The following is a 22475-nucleotide window of genomic DNA, read 5'->3' as shown; positions in this document are numbered from 1 at the left end:
CTCAAAAAGTCACACCTGCATGAAGCAGGATATTGGCATAGGGCGTACATTCCCCGCTGCGAACCACGCCCAGGCTCTGACGGCTCTGCTGTTTGAAGGATTCGTGGCTGATGTACTCAATACTGATGGTGTTTCCCTGACGCTGCTGTAAGTCATCAATCAGCGCTAAAAGCTGGCGATGGATTTCCTCATTATGCTGACAAATTTCATGCGCCAGCGTAACGCGCTCAACCTGCATTTCGGTGGTGATCTGCTCAACCACCTGTAAAAATCCGGGAACACCCTGCGTCAGAGCCAGATCAATACGCTGCGGACCGGCGGGAATTGGCAGCCCGGCATCGGCGATGACCAGAGTATCTGTGTGGCCCATTCGGGCAATAAGTGCGGAAATATCGGCTTGTAGCAGGCTGCCCTTTTTCATTATCGACTCCTGAGCGAAACGTTTCGCTGACGCAGAGTGTCCGCCAATATACTCAGGCGAACAATGCACAAATAATGAATTTGTGATCGCCATCGAAACGTTTCGCTCGCGACAAATAACGCTATCAGGACAGGGGGAACTGGCAGGAAATACAAAGCAGACCGGAATAACCGGCCTGCCGGGGGGAATTAATTAAAAACCATACCGCCGTCGATGAGCAGCGCCTGGCCGGTCATATAGTCTGAATCCGGGCCGGCAAGATAAGAAACGCAGGCCGCCACGTCCTCAGGTTCAGAAAGGCGTCCCAGGGTAATACGTTTAGCAAATTCCGCAGTGCCGTAGCCGGCTGGCTTGCCAGCGGCGGCGGAGACTTCTCTGTCGATTTTGTCCCACATTGGCGTTTTAACAATGCCAGGGCAGTAGGCGTTAACGGTGATACCTGACGAAGCAAGATCGCGGGCGGCGGTTTGCGTAAGACCGCGCACGGCGAACTTACTTGAGCTGTAAACTGCCAGTTCAGGATTTCCGACATGGCCTGCCTGCGAGCTGGCATTGATGATTTTCCCGCCGTGGCCCTCGGCGCGAAATGCTTTGACCGCCGCCTGGATGCCCCAAATCACCCCTTTTACGTTGATATCGTAAACCTTATCGACAATTTCAGGCGTGATGTCTTCGATCAGCGTGGTAGGCGCAACGCCGGCGTTATTGACGATAACGTCAAATCCACCCAGCAATTCTCTGGCTTGTTCAACGGCGGCAAAAACCTGATCGCGCTTTGAGACGTCCGCGTTCAGCGCGCAGGCCTTACCGCCGGCGCGGGTAATTTCCTCGGCGACCTGATGCGCCGTTTGCGGGTTATAATCCACCACCGCAACCGCAAAACCGTCATGCGCCAGGCGCACGGCGATCGCTTTACCAATTCCCTGTCCTGCTCCCGTAATTAAAGCGACTTTATTTTTCATCTCTTTCTCCTTAGAGGTGCTTTCATAGAATCTGATCTAAATGCAGCTGGCCCATTAATAGCGGGTTATCGGCATAATCAACCGGAATGGCTACCAGCGCCGGGCCCTGCGTATCCATGGCTTTGCGCAGCGTCGGCTCAAGCAATTCCGCGCTTTCTACGGCAAATCCCGCCGCGCCAAACGCCGAGGCATACAGCTTGAAATCAACAGCGCCGAAATTGACGCCGGACACGCGCTGGTATTTCTTCTCTTCCTGCATCGCCACCATGTTGTATGCCTGATCGACCCAGATGATATGCAGGATATTGGCCTTCAGCCTGACCGCCGTTTCCAGCTCCATGCTGGACTGCAAAAAGCCGCCGTCGCCGGATACCGAGACAACTTTGCGGCTGGGATCAACCAGCCAGGCGCCGATGGCCCAGGGTAGGGCAACGCCCATCGTCTGCTGCCCGTTAGAAATCATTATCTGGCGCGCCCTGAAGCTATATAAATAGCGGGCAATCCAGATATGGAAGCTGCCCATATCGACGGTAAGGGTGACATCGCTGTTAATAATGTCCTGCATCGCCCGTACGATACGCAGCGGATGCAGAGCAAACTGGCTCAGCTTTTGCCCCTGAACCGACAGCAGATGGCGCTGTTTATGCCGATCCTCGAGAATGGCTGCGCTCTCGCTGCTCAGCGTCAGAGGGCTGCTAATACGCGCCGTCAGCTTATCCAGCGTCGCGCTGATATCACCGACCAGTTCGGTATCTGGCAGGTAACTGTTGTCGATCTCCGCTGGCTGAACGTCAATATGTACCAGGGTGGCGCCGCCCGAATTCCACATTGCCGGCTCATATTCAACCGGACTGTAGCCAATGGTGATGATCAAATCCGCCTGGCGCAGCAGGCGATCGCCCGCCTGATTATTGAACAATCCAATGCGCCCGGCGAAGTAGGGAAAGTGCTCTTGACCAACGGCGCCCGCCGCCTGGTAAGTGCTGGTAACAGGAATATGGCTTTTCGTTAGCAGGCGTCGGATGGCCGCACTGTTCTCGCACTGGCTTGCCATCAACCCCAGAAGTAACACCGGATTCTTTGCCCGACCGATATAACCGGCAACCGTCTCTATCGCGCTATCCGGCGCCGCTCCCAGCAGCACCGGATGCTTAGGAAGAATCGGCAGTCCGCTCACCGGATTATCCACAATGTCCTGCGGCAGGCTGATAAAAGCACCGCCGCCGCGCCCCTGCTCTGCGTGACGAAAGGCATTTGACACCACTTCCGTCAAAGCGCAGCCCTCGGTGACCTCAACGGCAAATTTGGTCACCGGACGAAACATGGCGACGGTGTCCATACTTTGATGCACCAATTTTGCGCTATCGGCGCGCTTCACGGCGCCTCCCAGCGCCACAACCGGATCGCCTTCGGTGGTTGCCGTCGCCATGCCGGTCACCAGGTTAGAGCAACCCGGCCCGGAGGTGACCAGCGCCACGCCCGCACGCCCGGTCAACCTGCCGACTGCGGCGGCCATAAAGGCCGCGTTAGCTTCATGACGTACCGGAATAATTTGGATGCGGGAATCCAGCAGAGAATCGAAGACCTTATCGATTTTTGCGCCGGGAATACCAAATACATGGTTAACGCCCAGCGTTTCGAGCTGTGCGACCAGCAGATCGGCACCGTGCTGCCATACGGGTGTTTCAGTCGGATTTTTCATTATCACTCCCTGAACAAACTAGCTCTCTACCGAACGAATCGCGGAATCAAGATTTTCAGGCGTCAGATTGGCCTGCAGGAAATCGCTGTCCTGCGGCAGGTCGATAACCAGCTTGCTGATTACCCCAAAGGTCAATACGCCCTCTTGCAGGCTGTAATCGAGCAGATGACCACCGCCCCGCCGATCGTCAGTAATAAAATGCTCGTGATAGCCCGCAACGTTAATTCCCTGCATATACTGGGGCGTGCGAAAACCGATCACCACACCGTGGCGCCGGTTAAAATTAAACACCGGCTGGTCGCCAAGTATTTCAGGCATTGAACGATAGGGCCGATGCTGGCAGGGTACGGTACGGGTGTCGGCCGAAAACAGGCCGTCGATGCGCAGCGCGCAAAACTTATTATCAGACTGCAGCTGCCGATCGATAACCTGATGAACATCCTGTCGGCTTGCCGGCTGGCTGAAACAATGGCGGTATTCAGGCTTAAAAAAGGTCATTACCGCAAACGGGGTTTTCTGATCGGGACGGGCGGTAGAGGCGCTGCCGTCGGCGCGCAGCTGGTAGACCCGGCTGTCGAAGGCGATCAGTTCGCCGTCGAGTTGATTAAAGGTCCCAAGGCCGAAATCCCCTTTGGTCAACAGGCTGGCAACGGTGGTATTTCCGTCATAGACCCCGCTCAACAATGCGCTCATTAATGACGTCTGATAGATAACGCTTTCTGGCTTAGCATTACTAAATGCATTAACGGTGGAAACTAATTGTTTCTCACATAAACAATCAGTTAATGGATAATTCATTTTATCCCTCGCGAACAAAATATAAGCTTTATTGCTTAAATCTTGACGCGATTAGGTGCAGGATACCAATATAAAAAGGCCCTAATTTGGAGACGTTTTTGATATGGAACTTCGCCATCTGCGCTATTTCGTTGCCGTTGCACAAACCGGCAATTTTACCCGCGCCGCAGAAATTCTCGGCATATCTCAACCCCCTCTCAGCCAGCAAATACTCCGGCTTGAGCGTGAAATAGGGACGCCGTTGCTAAAGCGACTTACCCGACGAGTTGAGATGACCGAAGCGGGAAAAGCGTTTTATGAAGACGCCCGGCATATCCTGGAACTTGCCGGGCTGGCGCTGGAGAAGGCCAAGGGCATTGCCCGCGGCATCAGCGGCGAGCTGTCGCTGGGATTTGCCAGCTCGGTCGCCTTTCATCCCGCCATATTCACGCTACTGACGGCATTTCAGACGCGCTATCCGGCAGTGACGCTATTAACCCATGAAGACAATATGGCCGCGCTGATGCATGACTTACAGGAAGGATTATTAGACGCGGCTTTCGTTCGCCTGCCCTGCGAGAGCAGTAACGCTTTCAATCTTACCCTGCTGGCCAGCGAGCAGATGCGGCTGGTGCTGCCTCAGGGCCACCGGCTTGGCGAGCGGCCGCGCCTGGCGCTCGGTGAAATGTCCGCAGAGAAGCTGGTGCTTTTCCCTCATCAGGTGGCGCCCAGCCTGCACGCCATGATTATCAGCGCCTGCGTGCGCGCCGGTTTCCAGCCAACGCTGGGCCAGCAGGCGCCCCAGGTCTTACCGGCTATCAGCATGGTCGCCGCAGGCTTTGGCTTTACCATCGTTCCGGCCTCGTTGGTAAATATCAGCTGCCCGGGAGTGACCTTTCATCAGATAGAAGACGCCACGCTCAGTACCGACATTGCCCTGGCGTGGCGCCGCTTTAACCGTTCGCCGGCGGTGAACCACCTGGTTTCCACCTTAGCGAGGTAAAACTTATCCCTGAACCTTGATAATCTGCTTAACATCAAGCTCTACAGAGTTGAAATCCTTATCGATTTTACCTTTAAGCTGCACTTTGTCCTGCGGGGTGATGGTTTGCCCCATCCAGCGCTTATGGTCTATTTCCACCAGCAGATTGCCGGTATTGTCGCGGAAAATATACTTATCGTCGCCGACGCGTTTCTCAATATGACCAGTGACGGAAACCCAGCTGTCATCGCTCATCTCACCAGCTTTAGCCGCAGTAATCGCACTGCCGTCCGGCCCGGCAAAACCGCCCTGAGTACCAACCTGCGTATGGGATGCATTCGGATCGACAAACCCACCTTGCTGCGCTGCGTAAAGGGGGGCGGAAGTCACAGCAATAATGGCCAGTGCGGCGGCGGTTTTCTTTAAAGATTTCATCATGTTCATCCTTTTAATCAAACTATCTCTTTGTTGATAGCGCCCATTAAAACATTCACTTCTTAACAACTTCTTAAGGCTGTCGGCCAGAGGGTGTTTTTTTTATAAATTGACTTATTACGCTAAAAACCAATGCTTAATGCTGTACAACTAAGCGGATCACTACGTATAACGCCGGCACTGACATGGAGAGCAACGATGCGCATCTTACTCATTGAGGACGATAGTTTGATTGGCGATGGCACCAAAGCAGGCTTAACCAAACTGGGTTTTAACGTCGACTGGTTTAGCGATGGCAAACAGGGTTATCACGCCCTGAGCGCAGCCCCTTACGATGCGGTGGTATTGGATCTCAGCCTGCCAGAAATGGACGGGCTCGACATCCTGGCACAGTGGCGTAAAACCGGCGCCGACATTCCGGTACTCATCCTCACCGCCCGTGACGCGCTGGAACAGCGCGTGGAAGGCCTGAGATGCGGCGCCGATGACTATCTGTGTAAACCTTTCGCATTAACGGAAGTGGGTGCCCGCCTGCAGGCGCTAATCCGCCGCCGCTATGGTCAGCTGCAACCGCAGCTCAGACATGGCGAGGTAACGCTGGATCCGGCGGCGCATACCGTGACCGTTGGCGGGGAGGCGCTGGCGGTAAAACCCCGCGAGCTGGCGCTGCTTGAGCTGTTTATGCGTAATCCCGGACGCGTACTGACCCGAACCCAGCTTGAGGAGAAACTCTATAGCTGGGACGACGATGTCTCCAGCAACGCGGTGGAAGTGCATATCCATCATCTGCGTAAAAAGCTTGGCAGCGATTTTATTCGTACGGTACATGGCGTCGGTTATACCCTGGGGCCTGGCGGATGAAAAAAATGAGCCTGCGCCTGCGACTTGTTGTCGGCTTCATACTGATTATTCTGCTATGCGGCGGCAGCGCCGCTTTGCTCTCCTGGCTGCAGACGCGGGAAAACGTCAATGAACTGTTTGATACCCAACAGCTGCTGTTCGCCCGCCGGCTGGCAACCCTTGACCCACATAATCTGACGCCGGACAGCCTTTCGGCAAAAAAAAGTAAAAAACTTCTGCACCATAACCGCGGCGACGTTGATGATGACGTGCTGACATTTGCGATCTTTACCCGCGACGGGCAGCGCGTCGCCGACGACGGCGATCACGGCCGAAAGATCCGTTTTGCGGCCGATAAGCGTGGCTTTACCGAAAGTCGCTTGATTAACGATGACGATCGCTGGCGTATCGTCTGGCTGAACAGTGCTGATAATCAGTACCGGATAGCGGTGGGACAGAAAGAGGAATACCGCCAGGATATGACCGCAGATATGGTTTCCGCCAGCCTCTATCCCTGGCTGTACGCTCTGCCGCTGATGGTCATATTGCTATTCTGGTTACTCACGCGCGAACTATCCCCGCTGCGCCGCCTTACCTACGCGCTGGAAAATCGCCCCCCCGATGCAGCGCAGCAGCTGAAAGCCGGGGGAATACCAAAAGAAGTTCTGCCGCTGGTTCAGGCTCTTAACGGCCTGTTTGCGCGAACTTCGCAGATGATTGCTCGCGAGCGCCGTTTTATTTCCGATGCCGCTCACGAGCTGCGCAGCCCGCTGGCCGCGCTGCGGGTACAAGCAGAGGTTGCCCAGCTGGCCGGTGAAGACATCGCCGCCCGTATGCGAGCGCTGGATAATCTGACCGGCGGGATCGACCGCGCCAGTCGCCTTGTCGATCAGCTTCTTGCCCTGTCGCGGCTGGATAACACCAACGATCTGGAAACCGCGCCAGCGGAAATGCAGAATTTACTCCAGCAGGCGATTGTCGAACAATATCAGGCGGCGACCCAGGCTGAAATCCAGCTATCGCTGGAGGCGCCGCCGCAGCCGGTCATGGTGCAAGGCAATGGGCTGCTGCTGTCATTACTGGTGCGCAACCTGCTGGATAACGCCATTCGCTACGGCCGCGTCGGCGGTAGCGTGCGGCTAGTGCTCAGCGCAAACCAGCTGCGGGTTCTTGATGATGGACCCGGCATCGACGAAGCGATGATTGAACGGATTGAAGAGCGCTTTTTCCGGCCGCCGGGCCAGCAGCAGCAGGGGAGCGGGCTGGGCCTGTCGATCGTCAGACAAATTGCCCAGCAGCATAATATGCAGATGTCGCTGGCGAATCGCGATGAAGGCGGGCTGAGCATAACGCTTAGCTGGACATAATGCGCCGCGTAACCGTCAGCGCCAGGCACTTAACCAGCGAGCGCGTAAAATAGCCGCCAGGTCTTCATCCCCGCCGGGTGGGGTGAAGGCCCGCTAAAGCGCTTTACACTTCGATTTGCGTACCCAGCTCAATCACCCTGTTGGGCGGGATCTCAAACTGATCGGGCGCGCGCAGCGCATTACGCTGCAATGCAAGAAACAGCTTGCCGCGCAAGCGCAGATACCAGGGACGCTTACCGATAATCAGTGATTCATGAGACATAAAGAAGGAGGTTTCCATCATCCGGCAGTTAAGCCCTTCCAGACCGCAGCGATGGAATATCTCCTCAACGTTCGGCGTTTCACGCCAGCCGTAGCTGGCGACCACCCGCCAGAAGGTTGGGGATAGCTGTTCAATGGTCACGCGCCGCACGTTATGCACATAGGGCGCATCTTCTGTACGCAGGGTGAGTAACACCACCCGCTCATGCAATACCTTGTTATGCTTAAGATTATGCAGTAAAGCAAAGGGGATAACATTCAGCGCGCGCGACATATAAACCGCGGTGCCCTGCACGCGCACCGGCGGTGATTTCTCCAGCGAGGCGATCATCGCCTCAAGCGAGTTACCGTGTTCGTTCATCCTGCGCAGCAGGCGGAAGCGTTCGCTTTTCCAGGTGGTCATGACGATAAACATCATCATGCCCAGGGTAAGCGGCAACCAGCCACCGGAGAACACTTTCACCAGGTTGGCAGAGAACAACGACACATCGATACACAGCATACCGACCAGAATCAGCGTCACCAGATAGCGATTCCAGCGCCAGTTTTTAATCGCCACCGTGCTGCACAGGATAGCAGTCAGCACCATCGTACCCGTCACCGCGATACCGTAGGCTGCCGCCAGGTTGCTGGAGTGTTTGAAACCGACAATAACCAGCACCACTGAGAGATAAAGCAGCCAGTTAATAAAGGGCACGTAGATCTGGCCGGACTCTTCTTCAGAAGTGTGGATGATACGCATCGGCGGCAGATAGCCGAGGCGCACCGCCTGACGGGTTAAAGAGAAAACGCCGGAAATAACCGCCTGCGAAGCAATTATCGTGGCAAGCGTTGCCAGAATCAGCAGTGGAATCAGCGCCCAATCCGGAGCCAGCAGGAAAAAGGGGTTTTTAATAGCCTCAGGGTGCTTTAACAACAATGCCCCCTGACCAAAATAGTTAAGTACCAGAGAAGGCAGCACCACGCTGAACCAGGCCAGGCGGATCGGGAATTTGCCAAAGTGCCCCATATCAGCATACAGCGCTTCCACGCCGGTTATCGCCAGCACCACCGCGCCAAGGGCAAAGAAAGAGACCGACTTATATTCAATAAAAAAGTTAACCGCCCAACTCGGGTTCAACGCCAGCAGCACTTCGGGATTAGTTGCAATCGCCCGGGCGCCAAGAACCGCCAGTACGATAAACCACAGCAGCATAACCGGCGCAAACATCTTGCCGACAATGCCGGTTCCGTGTTTCTGTATGACAAACAGCAGGGTAAGAACGCCGATAGCCATAGGTATGATGTAAGGGCTCAGCGAGGGGGAGGCAATCTCCAGGCCTTCAATGGCGGAAAGCACAGAAACCGCCGGTGTAATCACCACTTCGCCGTAGAAAAAGCTGCCGCCAATTAGCCCCATAATCACCAAAACGGCGGTAGCGCGGGCGCCGGTATTACGACCAGCCAGCGACATTAGCGTCAGGATCCCACCTTCACCTGCGTTATCCGCACGCATCACATAGCTGATATATTTCAGGGAGACGACTAATATCAATAACCAAAAAATTAACGAAAGGAAGCCAAACACGGCCTCACGTTCTACGCCGAAACCAAACTGGCCGGAAAGACACTCGCGTAAAGTGTAAAGGGGGCTGGTGCCAATATCACCATAAACGACGCCGATGGCAGCGACGGTAACAGCACCAAGGGACTGCTTTTTATCAGAACTCATAGACTCTTCTTTTGTTGGCGCTCACGGGCGCAAAAATGCGCAACAGGAGCCATCAAAAAGCGCACAGTATGCCTGAATCAACGTAAATGCCTACCCTTAAAAGTACTCAAGGCAGCGCAATCCCCTTCATGTTAACGTTTTAACACTAAAAAGCTGTCTGGTATCCACTATTTCAAGCATCATAGCCAGTAGTTTGTGCCGTCGCCAGCGTCGGGGGCGCAGGAGAGCTTAAAAGAAACAGGATGAATTACAGATTATGGCTGACTCTTCTTTATTAGCTGAACGTATCGCAAAATTAAGTAACGCGCTGGAAAAAGGGTTATATGAACGTCACCACGCCATCCGCCTGTGCTTGCTGGCGGCACTGTGCGGCGAAAGCGTATTCTTGCTCGGCCCGCCAGGCATCGCCAAAAGCCTGATTGCTCGCCGGCTCAAATTTGCCTTCCAGAATGCCCGCGCCTTTGAATATCTGATGACGCGCTTCTCCACGCCGGAGGAAGTTTTTGGGCCGCTTTCAATTCAGGCCTTAAAAGACGAAGGCCGCTATCAGCGGCTAACCAAAGGGTATCTGCCCAGCGCTGAAATTGTTTTTCTCGATGAGATATGGAAAGCCGGCCCGGCAATCCTTAATACGCTGCTGACCGCCATTAATGAACGTCGCTTTCGCAATGGCGACGTTGAAGAGCCGATCCCAATGCGGCTGCTGGTAACTGCCTCAAATGAGCTGCCGGAGGCCGACAGCGGGCTGGAAGCGCTCTATGACCGTATGCTTATTCGCTTATGGCTGGATAACGTTCATGAGAAGCATAACTTTCGCAGTATGCTGACCCATCAGAGCGACGAAAGCAGCAATCCGGTTTCGCCCTCACTGTGTATTACCGACGACGAGTATCAGCAATGGCAGTCAGGGATCGGCAAAGTTATTCTCCCTGATAACGTATTCGAACTTATCTTCCAGCTGCGCCAGCAGCTGGAAACCCTGCCGGATGCGCCCTATATTTCCGATCGCCGCTGGAAAAAAGCGATCCATCTTTTACAAGCCAGCGCCTTTTACAGCGGACGCAATGCCATCGCGCCTATCGATCTTATCCTGCTGAAAGACTGTTTATGGCACGATTTAGCCTCGCAGTCGCTACTGGAGCGGGAAATTGACAATCTGATAACCCAGCAGGCCTGGCAACAGCAGTCAATGATCCTGCATCTCCAGCAAATCAATGCCCGTCATCTGGCGCTGCAACAGCAACATAATCTCGGTCAGGCTATCCACCTGGAAAAGCACAGCAGCCTGTTCAGCCGTAAATCCAACTACGAACTACCGGAGAGCATCTCCGGCGATACGCTGGTGTTTATGCTGCAAAAACCGCTAAATCTGCACGATCTACAGGTAACTCATCTGACAATTGAGCGTGAAAGCCTGCAAAACTGGCTGCAAAAAGGTAGCGAAGCGCGCGGTAAGTTGAATGGCATCGGCTACGGCCAGCAGCTGGATTTGGCGGTCGATGCGCAGAACTGCCTGACGGTGCGCGATCTCAGCCTGCAATCTTCACGCCTTAACCTGCCGGATGCAACGGCACACACTATACCCACAGAGATAAAAGAAGCGCTCGACGAGGTTGAGACGCAGCTACGCGCTCAGCGGGCGCTGTTTGGCCAGCATCAGCGCTGTCTGTTTATCAGCGACGACTGGCTGGCGCGCATTGAAACCAGTCTGCAGCAGGTAGCTGAACAGCTTCAGGCCGCCCAGTGATGATCTCACTGGACACGCTCAGCGTATTTCTGGCAATCAGCGAACAGGAGCTGATTGACGAGCTGATAGTGGTCCTGCTGGCGTCGCCGCAGCTGGCGGCTTTTCTCGATAAATATCCCGGTCTAAAAAACGCCCTGCTGCGTGACGTACCGCGCTGGAAGGCTGAAATTCTCGATCGGCTGCAAACCACGTCGGCACCGCAAGCGCTGGCGCAGGAGTTCCATCTTTTCCAACAAAGCCAGACCGTTGATGCCGCTGCGTTCAACCAGCAGCTGCCAGCTATCCTCAACGCGCTGCAAAGCAATAGATCGCCGTTTGCTGAAGAAGCCGGCAAGCTGGTGGAAAATAGCGGTGGCACGGCTTTCAGTAGCGCTCAGCGCACCCTGTTTATACAACGCTGGCGCCTGAGCCTGACGCTGCAAACCCTGAGCCTCGATCAAACGCTGCTGGAGCAAGAGCGGGAAAAGCTGCTGGCGGAGCTGCAGCAGCGGCTGGCAATGAGCGGCCAGCTGGCGCCGGTACTGGCGGAAAACGAAACCAGCGCCGGGCAGCTGTGGGATATGAGCCGCGGCTCTCTGCAGCGCGGCGACTATCAGCTCATTTTGCAATATGGTGATTTTCTTAGCCACCAGCCGGAGCTATCGGCGCTTGCCGAGCAGTTAGGACGCAGTCGGGAGGCGAAGTCTACACCGGTACGCGATGCGCAGATGGAAGTTTTTCGCCAGATGGTTCGTGAGCCGGCCAGCGTTCCGGAAGAGGTTAACGGAATCCATCAGAGCGATGACATTCTGCGACTTCTGCCCCCAGAGCTGGCGACGCTCGGCATCAGCGAGCTGGAGATTGAATTCTACCGTCGGCTGGTTGAAAAGCGGCTGCTCACCTATCGTTTACAGGGCGAAGCCTGGCGGGAAAAACAGATCCTGCGCCCCGCGCACCATAATCAACGCCAGCAGCAGCCGCGCGGTCCTTTTATCATTTGCGTCGATACCTCAGGTTCGATGGGCGGTTTTAACGAACGCTGTGCGAAGGCTTTTTGCCTGGCGCTGTTAAAAGTGGCGCTAAGGGACCGCCGCCGCTGCATGTTAATGCTATTTGCGCATCAGGTTATCGTTTATGAATTAACCGCAGAGGATGGCATCAGCCAGGCTATACGCTTTCTCAGCCAACAGTTTCGTGGCGGCACTAACCTGGCCGCCTGTCTGGAGCAGGTGTTAAAACGCCTTGCAACGCCGGGATGGCAGGAGGCCGATGCCGTGGTCATTTCCGATTTTATCGCCCAGCGCCTGCCGGAAAAGCTTAGCGATGAAGTGAAACATCACCAGCTGCGGCTGCAGCAGAAATTTCACGCTGTGGCGATGTCCGATCACGGAAAACCCGCTATTTTGCGTATCTTCGACCATATCTGGCGTTTCGATACCGGCATCAAAAGTCGTTTGTTTCGTCACTTACGCCGCTGAATGACACAGAGAGGTCAAACGACTTTGCTATAGTCATGTTTGTGCTTTAAACAGATAAAAACGGAAAAAGCCATGACAGACGCAATGACACCAGCGGACAATTTGCCCCTTCCCACCCGTACTCTGTATCTCAGCGGGAAAAGTAGCGCTGAAAAGCGCCAGCAGTTGCTGAATTACTTCAACCAGACCTGGGAGCTGTATGAAAGCCTGTTCAGCTGCCTCAACGATCCCCGGGCCTGGTATACAAAAGCAATCCCGCTGCGCCACCCGCTGATCTTTTACTACGGCCACACCGCCACCTTTTATATCAATAAGCTGATGGCCGGCCAGCTTATTGATAAGCGCCTTGATGCTCATATAGAAGCGATGATGGCCATCGGCGTAGATGAAATGAGCTGGGATGATCTTGATGACAACCACTATGCGTGGCCGGACATTGCCCAGCTACGCGATTATCGTGCCCAGGTGAAAGGTCTGGTCACGGAAATCATCACAACCATGCCGCTGGAGCTGCCGATAAGCTGGAACAGCCCGGCATGGGTAATCCTGATGGGCATCGAGCATGAACGTATCCATCTGGAAACCTCCAGCGTGTTAATTCGCCAGCTGCCGGTTGAATGGGTGCAACCTCAGCCTCACTGGCCCTCTTGCCCGCAGGCGCGACACCGGCAGCAGGAGGTTCCGCAAAACCGCCTGCTGCCAGTCGCCGGCGGGCGCGTCACCCTGGGCAAAACCGATGATACCTACGGCTGGGACAATGAGTATGGCCGCCAGGTCCATGATGTCCGCCAATTTCAGGCCAGCCAGATGCTGGTCAGCAATGCCGAGTTTCTGCATTTTGTGCAGGATGATGGCTATCACAACGCTCGCTGGTGGGACGATGAAGGTCAGGGCTGGCGCGCGTTTTCTCAGGCCGTTATGCCAACGTTCTGGGTGGGACAACCTGAGCAGCCTGACACGCTCAAACTGCGCTTGATGACTGAAAACGTCGCGATGCCGTGGGACTGGCCGGTAGAAGTCAATCAGCTGGAGGCGGCTGCGTTTTGCCGCTGGAAGGCCGCGCAGACCGGACTGTCAGTCCAACTACCGAGCGAAAGCGAGTGGTATCGCCTGCGCGAAGCCGTGCCGGGCGATCAGCCTGAATGGCAGCTGCCGCCAGGTAATATAAATCTGGCCTGGTGGGCATCATCATGTCCGGTAGATACCTTTCGCCAGGGCGAGTTTTACGATCTGGTGGGCAACGTCTGGCAGTGGACCACCACGCCAACCAATGGTTTCGAAGGATTCAAAGTTCATCCGCTTTACGATGACTTCTCGACGCCAACCTTCGACGGCAAACACGCGCTGATCAAGGGCGGTAGCTGGATATCCACCGGCAACGAAGCCTTAAAGTCCTCGCGCTACGCCTTTCGTCGTCATTTTTTCCAGCACGCAGGCTTTCGCTATGTGGTTTCCGAACACCAGGAGAGCATGGCGCTTAATCCCTATGAAACGGATGCCATGGTGTCGCAATACCTTGAATTCCAGTACGGCCCGGAATATTTCAGCATCGCTAACTACGCCCGGCAGCTGGTAGAAATAGCTCTGCCGCACGCGCAGCAAAGAGGCCACGCCCTGGATATCGGCTGCGCAACCGGACGTGCCAGCTTTGAACTGGCCCGGCATTTTGACCAGGTGACCGGAATGGATTACAGCGCCCGCTTTATCGACGTGGCGCTGCAGCTGATAAGCGGGGAGGATTTCCGCTACGTCACGCCGACGGAGGGCGAGCTGGTAGAATATCGCCAGCTGCGTTTGAAAGAGGTGGGTATTGACAGCATCACCGCCGATAAAGTGCAATTTATTCAGGGCGACGCCTGTAACCTCAAGCCTCAACCACGGCATTACGATTTGGTTCTGGCCGCGAATTTACTCGATCGCCTACGCCAGCCGCGTCGCTTCCTGCAAGATATCGCAGCGATGATCCGCCCAGGCGGCGTGCTGCTGATCTCCTCGCCCTGGACCTGGCTTGAAGAATATACCGAGCGCAGCCAGTGGCTCGGCGGTCTGCGTGAAAACGGTGAAGCGCTGAGCAGCTACCAGGCATTGCAACGTCTTCTGGCCGCTGAGTTTGAAGAAATCGCGCCGCCGCAGGACGTTCCTTTTGTTATCCGAGAAACCGCCCGCAAATATCAGCATTCGCTGGCCCAGGTCAGCCTGTGGCGTAAGCGTTAAGACGATAAATGCGGTTAGCGGCAGTAAACGGCCCCGGCGCGATGGCGCAGACGAACGTTCTGTGACCGGGCGCCGGACTTACCAACGTCAGCGTTACAGGCAAGCGCTTTTTTCTTGCCTGTAACCTGTCGATCGCGCAAATTTAACCTGAATAAAGCGACAAATAACCAGGAAATTTGCTCCATGGCTGAAAATACGCAAATCGACGATCTGGATCGCGGCATCCTCAATGCGTTAATGGATAACGCCCGCACCGCCTATGCCGAACTGGCAAAGCAGTTTCATGTTAGCCCCGGCACCATCCATGTACGCGTTGAGAAAATGCGCCAGGCGGGCATTATTGAAGGCACCCGCGTTGAGATTAACCCCAAAAAGCTCGGCTATGACGTTACCTGTTTTATCGGCATCATTCTGAAAAGCGCCCGCGATTACCCTTCCGCACTCGCCCGGCTGGAAAGCCTCGACGAAGTCGTTGAAGCCTATTACACCACGGGTCACTACAGCATTTTTATCAAGGTGATGTGTCGTTCAATTGATGCTCTGCAGCAGGTGCTGATTAACAAAATACAGACCATTGAAGAAATTCAGTCTACCGAGACGCTGATTTCATTACAGAACCCAATCACCCGCACCATTAAGCCCTGAAGGGAATAAATTTATCCACATCAGCCCTTCAGCATAGAGGCAACCAACCCCTTTAATCATGGGGTTTTTCTTTATCCTGCGATGATCAACCGGCCGTAATAACCCCAATTATCCACAGGTAGATCTGAGCTTGATCACAGCTTACAATACGCTCCTTTATTAGCAGGATCCTGGGGCAGTTATGGCAGATATCACCTTCATTAGCGGTAGTACGCTCGGCAGCGCCGAATACGTGGCAGAGCACCTGGCAGAAAAACTTGAGGTGCAAGGCTACTCAAGTGAGATGTTACATGGTCCGGAGCTGAGTGAACTGCCCGCTGAAGGCCTGTGGCTGATAGTGACATCAACCCACGGTGCCGGCGATCTGCCAGATAACCTGCAACCGCTGGTGGATGAGTTGGTTGAGCAGAAACCCGATCTCAGCCGCGTACGCTACGGGGCAATCGGCATTGGCAATCGCGAGTATGATCTTTTTTGCGGCGCTATCGAGAAAGTAAATGAAGCGATGCAGGCATGTGGCGCGACGCTGCTGGGGGAAACGCTGAAGATCGATGTGCTGGAACATGAAATACCGGAAGATCCGGCCGAGGCCTGGCTGGCGGTCTGGCAGCAGCATCTGCAATAACGATACGATCGCAAAATCAAAGCGCCTTTTTGTGCGATCCTTTAACCTTTATCTGTGGATAACCCTGTCTTTTAACGGCTTAAAACCCGTTATTATCCAAAGAATAACTTTTACCTCCCCCTGTGGCTGTGAATAACTAGCCATTTAGATCCCAGCTTATTCCGGTTGGGATCACCGATCATTCACAGTTAATGATCCTTAATATCAGCTTGATCAAAAAGCCCTTTTTTCGCTTATCCACAGAGTGTCGCGATCCTAATAGAAGATCTAATAAAGAGATCTTTAAATAAAAAGATCTTCTTTTTAATACCTACGATCCTGGTGCTTTTACCGGTGAAGGAATTTAAGTAGAATCCACGGCCCGGGCATCGATCTCCCCATCGCTATGAGGTGCAGTACCATGTTTTATCCAGATCCTTTTGACGTCATCGTTATCGGTGGTGGTCATGCGGGCACAGAAGCCGCCATGGCTGCAGCCCGAATGGGTCAGCAAACCCTGTTATTAACCCACAATATCGACACGCTGGGACAAATGTCCTGTAACCCGGCGATCGGTGGGATAGGCAAAGGCCATCTGGTTAAAGAAGTGGATGCTCTTGGCGGGTTGATGGCAGCGGCAACGGATAAAGCTGGTATTCAGTTCAGGATACTAAACGCGAGCAAAGGTCCGGCGGTACGGGCAACCCGCGCTCAGGCCGATCGCGTGCTGTATCGCCAGGCTGTACGCAGCGCACTGGAAAACCAGCCCAACCTGATGATATTTCAGCAGGCAGTTGACGATCTGATCGTGGAAAACGATCGGGCGGTCGGGGTGGTTACCCAGATGGGGCTTAAATTCAGAGCCAAAGCCGTGGTGCTTACCGTGGGGACTTTCCTTGACGGAAAAATTCACATCGGTATGGATAACTATAGCGGCGGTCGCGCTGGCGATCCGCCTTCCATACCGCTGGCGCGCAGATTGCGCGAATTGCCTTTACGGGTTAGCCGCCTGAAAACCGGTACCCCGCCGCGTATTGATGCCCGAACTATTGATTTCAGCATGCTGGCCACCCAGCACGGCGATAACCCGATGCCGGTATTTTCATTCATGGGCAGCGTGGATCAGCATCCGCGGCAAATGCCGTGCTGGATGACTTATACCAATGAACAGACGCATGAAACGATCCGCAATAATCTCGATCGCAGTCCCATGTATGCCGGGATCATCGAAGGGATCGGTCCGCGCTACTGCCCGTCGATCGAAGATAAAGTGATGCGCTTTGCCGATCGCAATGCGCATCAGATCTTCCTTGAGCCTGAAGGGTTAACCAGCAACGAAATTTATCCTAATGGTATTTCCACCAGCCTGCCTTTTGACGTTCAGATGCTGATCGTTCGTTCGATAAAGGGCCTGGAAAATGCCAGGATCGTGCGTCCGGGCTATGCCATTGAGTATGACTTTTTCGATCCACGTGATTTGAAACCAACGCTGGAGAACAAGTTTATCCACGGCCTGTTTTTTGCCGGCCAGATAAACGGTACTACCGGTTATGAAGAAGCAGCCGCTCAGGGCCTGTTGGCTGGTCTGAACGCCGCGCGTTTCTCTGCCGACAAAGAGGGCTGGGCACCACGACGAGACCAGGCCTATCTCGGGGTACTGGTTGACGATCTCTGTACCCTCGGCACCAAAGAGCCTTATCGCATGTTCACTTCACGCGCGGAATATCGTCTGCTGCTGCGGGAAGACAACGCGGATCTGCGCCTGACCGCAACCGGCCGCGAGCTGGGGCTGGTGGACGATGCGCGCTGGGCGCGCTACAACCAGAAGCTGGAACAGATCGAACAGGAACGTCAGCGTTTGCGTGATACCTGGCTGCATCCAAAATCCAGCAACGTGGAAGAAGTTAACGCCTTGCTGAGCGCGCCGTTGACAAAAGAAGCAAACGGCGAAGATCTACTACGCCGGCCGGAAATGACCTACCAGCAGCTGATGACTCTTAGCTGCTTTGGCCGTGCGCTTGCGGATGAGCAGGCGGCGGAACAGGTTGAAATTCAGGTCAAGTACGAAGGCTATATTGCTCGCCAGCAGGAGGAAATCTCCCGCCAGCTGCGCAATGAAAATACCTTACTGCCTGTCGACCTTGATTATTTGCAGGTCAGCGGCCTTTCTAATGAAGTCAAAGCCAAGCTCAACGATCATAAGCCAGGCTCCATCGGCCAGGCTTCGCGGATCTCCGGGATTACCCCGGCGGCGATTTCCATTCTGCTTATCTGGCTAAAAAAGCAGGGGCTGCTGCGTAAATCCGCCTGACGAAACGTCTGAAGCCTCGGTCGTGGCAGTGCTCGTCTTTCTGCGGGGATTTGCATCCTCTCAGATGTTCTGAGCACTGCGCGGGTTTATTATTTTTAGTCAGTTCATAAATACCGGATTACATCAGTGATTGAAAAACTTTCCCGCCTGCTTGATGCCGCCCATATCTCGCTTGCCGATCGGCAAAAGCAGCAGTTGGTTGGCTACGTTGAGTTACTGCACAAGTGGAACAAAGCCTATAACCTGACCTCGGTGCGCGATCCCCAGCAAATGCTGGTTCGTCATATACTCGACAGCATTGTGGTGGAGCCTCATCTGCAGGGAGAGCGCTTTATCGACGTTGGCACCGGGCCGGGCCTGCCGGGTATCCCGCTGGCCATTGTGCGTCCTGACGCGCATTTTACCCTGCTGGACAGCCTGGGTAAGCGCGTGCGCTTTCTGCGCCAGGTGCAGCACGAGCTGCAGCTGGCAAATATCAATCCGGTACAAAGCCGGGTTGAGCAGTTTGACGAGCGTGATTTTGACGGCGTTATCAGCCGGGCTTTCGCTTCCCTGAATGACATGCTTAGCTGGTGCCAGGCATTACCTGCTGAAAAGGGGGCATTTTATGCACTTAAGGGACAGCTGGACGACAGCGAGCTGGCGGCCATGCCTCATGGGTTTCAGGTTGAGCGTATTGAACGTTTGCGGGTACCGGAACTTGATGGCGAACGTCACCTGATCGTTATCCGCAGGGGGTAGTTGATCGCTGAATCTGCAGATTTTCTTTCCCTAAACGTGCCAAATTTACCGGCTAAACGCCGCAAGTTTTGACCTCAAAGGCGCGAGGAAAAGTTAAAATCAGCGGCTGAAATTATCTGACACGCATGGCAACATTTAACTTTAATTTTACAATTAAGTATCATGTTAATTACTTTTTCCCCGTGGATGAAGCGTCGGGATAATCACGTGGTAAAATATTTTTTCCGCCCGGCTGCGCTTTTTATCGCTGAAAAATCGCCTGGAAATCTTGTGCTGGATGTCAATGCGCGCTTTTTATTATGAATAAAGGCCGTTTTGCGCGGTTATTTCTTTAACTGATTGTTTTTATTATATACAGATTATTCTTAACGGTAATTAATCCTAAAAATCTTTTATTTCTTACGATCTTTTCATTATAGAAGTGTGATCTTAAGCACGCTTTTGTGGCTGTTTTGCCGCGTATTAGCAGTAATTTTCAGTTAAAAGGCTAATATGTCAGTTTTATAAAACGCGGCTGTCGAAAGAAATTTAAATAATTGTTCACCTTTTCGCTACTTATCGATTGTAATCACAGGTGCGCCCCGTATAATTTGCTCGTTTTTTGCTGCTTGACTCAAAAGGACAAAGGCAGTGTCATACATCCCGTGGGGTAGCCAAACGGGCAGGAGAGTTCAGCGACATGTCTGCACCTCTGTATAGCAAGAGTTTAACCCGCAGGCTGCTGGGTACGCAGCTGGTAACTCTGATAATCATTGGCGCGCTGTTTTATGCCTTCAAAGGCGTAACCTGGGGAGCCTCCGCATTAGCGGGCGGCGTAGCGGCCTGGTTGCCGAACGTCGTTTTTGTACTTTTAGCCTGGCGCCTGCAAGGTCAGTCACCTGTTAAAGGACGCGTTGCCTGGACATTTGCTTTGGGCGAAGCCTGTAAGGTGCTACTGACCATTCTGCTTCTGATTGTGGCGTTGGGCGGTTTTAAGGCGGTATTTATGCCGCTTGGATTAACCTGGTTATCGGTGCTGATAGTGCAAATTGTCGCGCCGGCTGTAATTAACAACAAAGGGTAAGAGGCATCATGGCTGCAGGAGAAATCTCTACGCCGCAGGAGTACATCGGTCATCATCTGCATAACTTACAGATAGACCTGCGTACCTTCCAGCTGGTGGACCCAAGCCACGTCCCGGCGACGTTCTGGGTTCTGAATATCGACTCCATGTTTTTCTCCATCGTCTTAGGTCTGCTTTTTCTGGGGTTGTTTCGCAGGGTAGCGAAATCGGCCACCAGCGGCGTGCCGGGCAAATGGCAGGCGACGGTTGAGCTGGTAGTGGGCTTTGTCGATAGCAACGTGCGTGATATGTACCACGGTAAAAGCAAAGTGATTGCCCCTCTGGCTCTGACGATCTTCGTCTGGGTTTTCCTGATGAACCTCATGGACCTGTTGCCGATTGACCTGCTGCCATACATCGGCGAGCACGTTTTTGGTCTTCCCGCATTGCGCGTGGTGCCTTCTGCTGACGTGAACATCACGCTCTCAATGGCGCTGGGCGTATTTATTTTGATTCTGTTTTACAGCATCAAAATGAAAGGCATCGGCGGCTTTGCAAAAGAGCTGACGCTGCAACCGTTTAATCATCCTATCTTCATTCCAATCAACCTGATTCTTGAAGGCGTGAGCCTGTTGTCCAAGCCGGTTTCTCTCGGCCTGCGACTGTTTGGCAACATGTATGCGGGTGAGCTGATTTTTATCCTGATTGCCGGCCTGTTGCCATGGTGGTCACAGTGGATTCTGAATGTGCCATGGGCCATTTTCCACATCCTGATCATTTCGCTGCAGGCTTTCATTTTCATGGTCCTGACGATTGTCTATCTGTCGATGGCATCTGAAGAACATTGATTTTTTATCAACACTACTGCGTTTAACTGAAACAAACTGGAGACTGTCATGGAAAACCTGAATATGGATCTGCTGTACATGGCTGCCGCTGTGATGATGGGTCTGGCGGCAATCGGTGCTGCGATCGGTATCGGCATCCTCGGAGGTAAATTCCTGGAAGGCGCTGCGCGTCAGCCGGATCTGATTCCTCTGCTGCGTACGCAGTTCTTTGTTGTAATGGGTCTGGTGGATGCTATCCCGATGATCGCTGTTGGTCTGGGTCTGTACGTGATGTTTGCCGTCGCCTAGTAAACGTGTTCATCGCCGAACGGCTTACCGCAAGCGATGAACGGATTCTTGCCCGTGGGCAGAAAAGTTAACTTAACAAGAGGTATTGTGCTGTGAACCTTAACGCAACAATCCTCGGCCAGGCTATCGCGTTCATCCTGTTTGTCGCATTTTGTATGAAGTACGTATGGCCGCCGATTATGGCTGCCATTGAAAAACGTCAGAAAGAAGTTGCTGACGGTCTTGCTTCTGCTGAACGTGCCAAAAAAGATCTGGATCTCGCGCAGGCTTCTGCGACCGATCAGCTTAAAAAAGCGAAGGAAGAGGCTCAGGTTATTATTGAGCAGGCGAACAAGCGCCGCGCTCAGATTCTGGACGACGCGAAAGCGGAAGCCGAAGCTGAACGCACTAAGATCGTGACTCAGGCTCAGTCTGAGATCGATGCTGAGCGTAAACGTGCGCGTGAAGAATTACGTAAGCAGGTTGCGCTGCTAGCCGTTGCCGGTGCCGAGAAAATTATTGAACGTTCTGTGGATGAAGCTGCTAACAGCGACATCGTCGATAAACTGGTCGCTGAACTGTAAGGAGGGCGGGGCTGATGTCTGAATTAGCTACGGTAGCTCGCCCCTACGCCAAAGCCGCTTTTGACTTTGCTGTTGAGCATCAAAGCATTGAACGCTGGCAGCAGATGCTGGCTTTTGCGGCTGAAGTCGCCAGCGATGACCAGATGGCAGATCTCCTGTCCGGCGTTTTGGCGCCGGAAGCCACATCTGCAACGTTCATCGCTGTTTGTGGCGATCAGCTGGATGAAGCCGGTCAGAACCTGATTAAGGTTATGGCAGAAAATAAACGTTTAACCGCGCTGCCTGCGGTACTGCAGCAGTTCATCCAATTTCGCGCTGCCCATGAGGCGAGCGCTGAAGTGGATGTCATCTCCGCCAGTACGCTGAGTGACGAACAGCTGAGTAAAATCAGCGCCGCGATGGAAAAACGTCTGTCACGCAAAGTTAAGCTGAATTGCAAAATCGATAAGTCTGTAATGGCAGGCGTTATCATCCGTGCGGGTGATATGGTCATTGATGGCAGCGTGCGCGGCCGTCTTGAGCGTCTTGCAGACGTCTTGCAGTCTTAAGGGGACTGG

The 22475-nt window shown here is 53.8% G+C and carries 21 protein-coding genes; 15 read left to right on the top strand and 6 right to left on the bottom strand.

Annotated elements, in window-relative coordinates; translation table 11 throughout:
* Nucleotide 1: 1 nt before the first annotated feature.
* From rbsD to budA, 4 genes are all read right to left on the bottom strand, one after another.
* Nucleotides 2–421, bottom strand: a complete 420-nt coding sequence (gene rbsD / locus BTJ39_RS10390) for a D-ribose pyranase (RefSeq protein ID WP_078002617.1) — start codon at nt 419–421, stop codon at nt 2–4.
* Between the two features lie 188 nt (nt 422–609).
* Nucleotides 610–1383 carry a (S)-acetoin forming diacetyl reductase gene (locus BTJ39_RS10385; protein ID WP_078002616.1) on the bottom strand — a complete coding sequence of 258 codons (774 nt, stop codon included), beginning with the start codon at nt 1381–1383 and terminating at the stop codon, nt 610–612.
* A 22-nt stretch (nt 1384–1405) separates the two neighbouring features.
* Nucleotides 1406–3085, bottom strand: a complete 1680-nt coding sequence (gene alsS / locus BTJ39_RS10380; protein WP_078002615.1) for an acetolactate synthase AlsS — start codon at nt 3083–3085, stop codon at nt 1406–1408.
* A gap of 18 nt (nt 3086–3103) precedes the next feature.
* Nucleotides 3104–3883: an acetolactate decarboxylase gene (gene budA, locus BTJ39_RS10375; RefSeq protein ID WP_078002614.1), complete on the bottom strand. Its 780-nt coding sequence runs from the start codon at nt 3881–3883 to the stop codon at nt 3104–3106.
* 103 nt (nt 3884–3986) lie between these two features.
* Between budA and BTJ39_RS10370 the strand changes: the two genes are divergently transcribed.
* A complete protein-coding gene (locus BTJ39_RS10370; RefSeq protein ID WP_078002613.1) occupies nt 3987–4865 on the top strand; it encodes a LysR family transcriptional regulator in 879 nt (292 codons plus the stop codon).
* 3 nt (nt 4866–4868) lie between these two features.
* Here BTJ39_RS10370 and BTJ39_RS10365 read toward each other — a convergent pair whose 3' ends face one another.
* A complete protein-coding gene (locus tag BTJ39_RS10365; protein ID WP_277869771.1) occupies nt 4869–5282 on the bottom strand; it encodes a YgiW/YdeI family stress tolerance OB fold protein in 414 nt (137 codons plus the stop codon).
* A 195-nt stretch (nt 5283–5477) separates the two neighbouring features.
* Here BTJ39_RS10365 and qseB point away from each other — a divergent pair, with 195 nt between their 5' ends.
* Both qseB and qseC read left to right on the top strand, forming a co-directional pair.
* Nucleotides 5478–6140, top strand: coding sequence for a quorum sensing response regulator transcription factor QseB (qseB, locus tag BTJ39_RS10360; RefSeq protein ID WP_078002611.1), 663 nt, complete (start codon nt 5478–5480; stop codon nt 6138–6140).
* Complete coding sequence (qseC, locus tag BTJ39_RS10355) at nt 6137–7486, top strand: quorum sensing histidine kinase QseC (protein WP_078002610.1); 1350 nt, start codon at nt 6137–6139, stop codon at nt 7484–7486. Before qseB ends, qseC begins: the two co-directional genes overlap by 4 nt.
* 103 nt (nt 7487–7589) lie before the next feature.
* Here qseC and kup read toward each other — a convergent pair whose 3' ends face one another.
* Complete coding sequence (gene kup / locus BTJ39_RS10350; RefSeq protein ID WP_078002609.1) at nt 7590–9458, bottom strand: low affinity potassium transporter Kup; 1869 nt, start codon at nt 9456–9458, stop codon at nt 7590–7592.
* A gap of 256 nt (nt 9459–9714) precedes the next feature.
* Here kup and ravA point away from each other — a divergent pair, with 256 nt between their 5' ends.
* From ravA to atpH, 12 genes are all read left to right on the top strand, one after another.
* Nucleotides 9715–11205, top strand: coding sequence for an ATPase RavA (gene ravA, locus BTJ39_RS10345; RefSeq protein ID WP_078002608.1), 1491 nt, complete (start codon nt 9715–9717; stop codon nt 11203–11205).
* Nucleotides 11205–12662: an ATPase RavA stimulator ViaA gene (gene viaA, locus BTJ39_RS10340; RefSeq protein ID WP_078002607.1), complete on the top strand. Its 1458-nt coding sequence runs from the start codon at nt 11205–11207 to the stop codon at nt 12660–12662. The genes ravA and viaA overlap by 1 nt, the downstream gene beginning before the upstream one ends.
* 84 nt (nt 12663–12746) lie before the next feature.
* The gene (gene ovoA / locus BTJ39_RS10335) at nt 12747–14876 is read left to right on the top strand and encodes a 5-histidylcysteine sulfoxide synthase (RefSeq protein WP_078002634.1); all 2130 of its coding nucleotides are present in this window, start codon (nt 12747–12749) and stop codon (nt 14874–14876) included.
* A 183-nt stretch (nt 14877–15059) separates the two neighbouring features.
* The gene (asnC, locus tag BTJ39_RS10330) at nt 15060–15521 is read left to right on the top strand and encodes a transcriptional regulator AsnC (protein WP_078002606.1); all 462 of its coding nucleotides are present in this window, start codon (nt 15060–15062) and stop codon (nt 15519–15521) included.
* A 181-nt stretch (nt 15522–15702) separates the two neighbouring features.
* Entirely contained in the window at nt 15703–16146 is a 444-nt protein-coding gene (mioC, locus tag BTJ39_RS10325; protein WP_078002605.1) for an FMN-binding protein MioC, read from the top strand.
* 400 nt (nt 16147–16546) lie between these two features.
* On the top strand, nt 16547–18436 hold the full coding sequence (gene mnmG, locus BTJ39_RS10320; protein WP_078002604.1) for a tRNA uridine-5-carboxymethylaminomethyl(34) synthesis enzyme MnmG: 1890 nt from the start codon (nt 16547–16549) through the stop codon (nt 18434–18436).
* A 126-nt stretch (nt 18437–18562) separates the two neighbouring features.
* On the top strand, nt 18563–19177 hold the full coding sequence (gene rsmG / locus BTJ39_RS10315) for a 16S rRNA (guanine(527)-N(7))-methyltransferase RsmG (RefSeq protein WP_078002603.1): 615 nt from the start codon (nt 18563–18565) through the stop codon (nt 19175–19177).
* A gap of 679 nt (nt 19178–19856) precedes the next feature.
* The gene (atpI, locus tag BTJ39_RS10310; RefSeq protein ID WP_078002602.1) at nt 19857–20240 is read left to right on the top strand and encodes a F0F1 ATP synthase subunit I; all 384 of its coding nucleotides are present in this window, start codon (nt 19857–19859) and stop codon (nt 20238–20240) included.
* A gap of 8 nt (nt 20241–20248) precedes the next feature.
* Nucleotides 20249–21067 (top strand): F0F1 ATP synthase subunit A, encoded by an 819-nt coding sequence (gene atpB, locus BTJ39_RS10305; RefSeq protein WP_078002601.1) that lies wholly within the window; start codon nt 20249–20251, stop codon nt 21065–21067.
* Between the two features lie 48 nt (nt 21068–21115).
* The gene (atpE, locus tag BTJ39_RS10300) at nt 21116–21355 is read left to right on the top strand and encodes a F0F1 ATP synthase subunit C (RefSeq protein ID WP_003849523.1); all 240 of its coding nucleotides are present in this window, start codon (nt 21116–21118) and stop codon (nt 21353–21355) included.
* A gap of 92 nt (nt 21356–21447) precedes the next feature.
* The gene (gene atpF, locus BTJ39_RS10295; protein ID WP_078002600.1) at nt 21448–21918 is read left to right on the top strand and encodes a F0F1 ATP synthase subunit B; all 471 of its coding nucleotides are present in this window, start codon (nt 21448–21450) and stop codon (nt 21916–21918) included.
* A gap of 14 nt (nt 21919–21932) precedes the next feature.
* Complete coding sequence (gene atpH, locus BTJ39_RS10290) at nt 21933–22466, top strand: F0F1 ATP synthase subunit delta (RefSeq protein ID WP_078002599.1); 534 nt, start codon at nt 21933–21935, stop codon at nt 22464–22466.
* The last annotated feature ends 9 nt before the right edge of the window (nt 22467–22475 follow it).

Source organism: Izhakiella australiensis (assembly GCF_002006995.1).
In the GTDB taxonomy this organism is placed as follows: domain Bacteria; phylum Pseudomonadota; class Gammaproteobacteria; order Enterobacterales; family Enterobacteriaceae; genus Izhakiella; species Izhakiella australiensis.
Note: the sequence above shows the minus strand (reverse complement) of the source record. Positions and strands in the feature narration are given on the sequence as shown.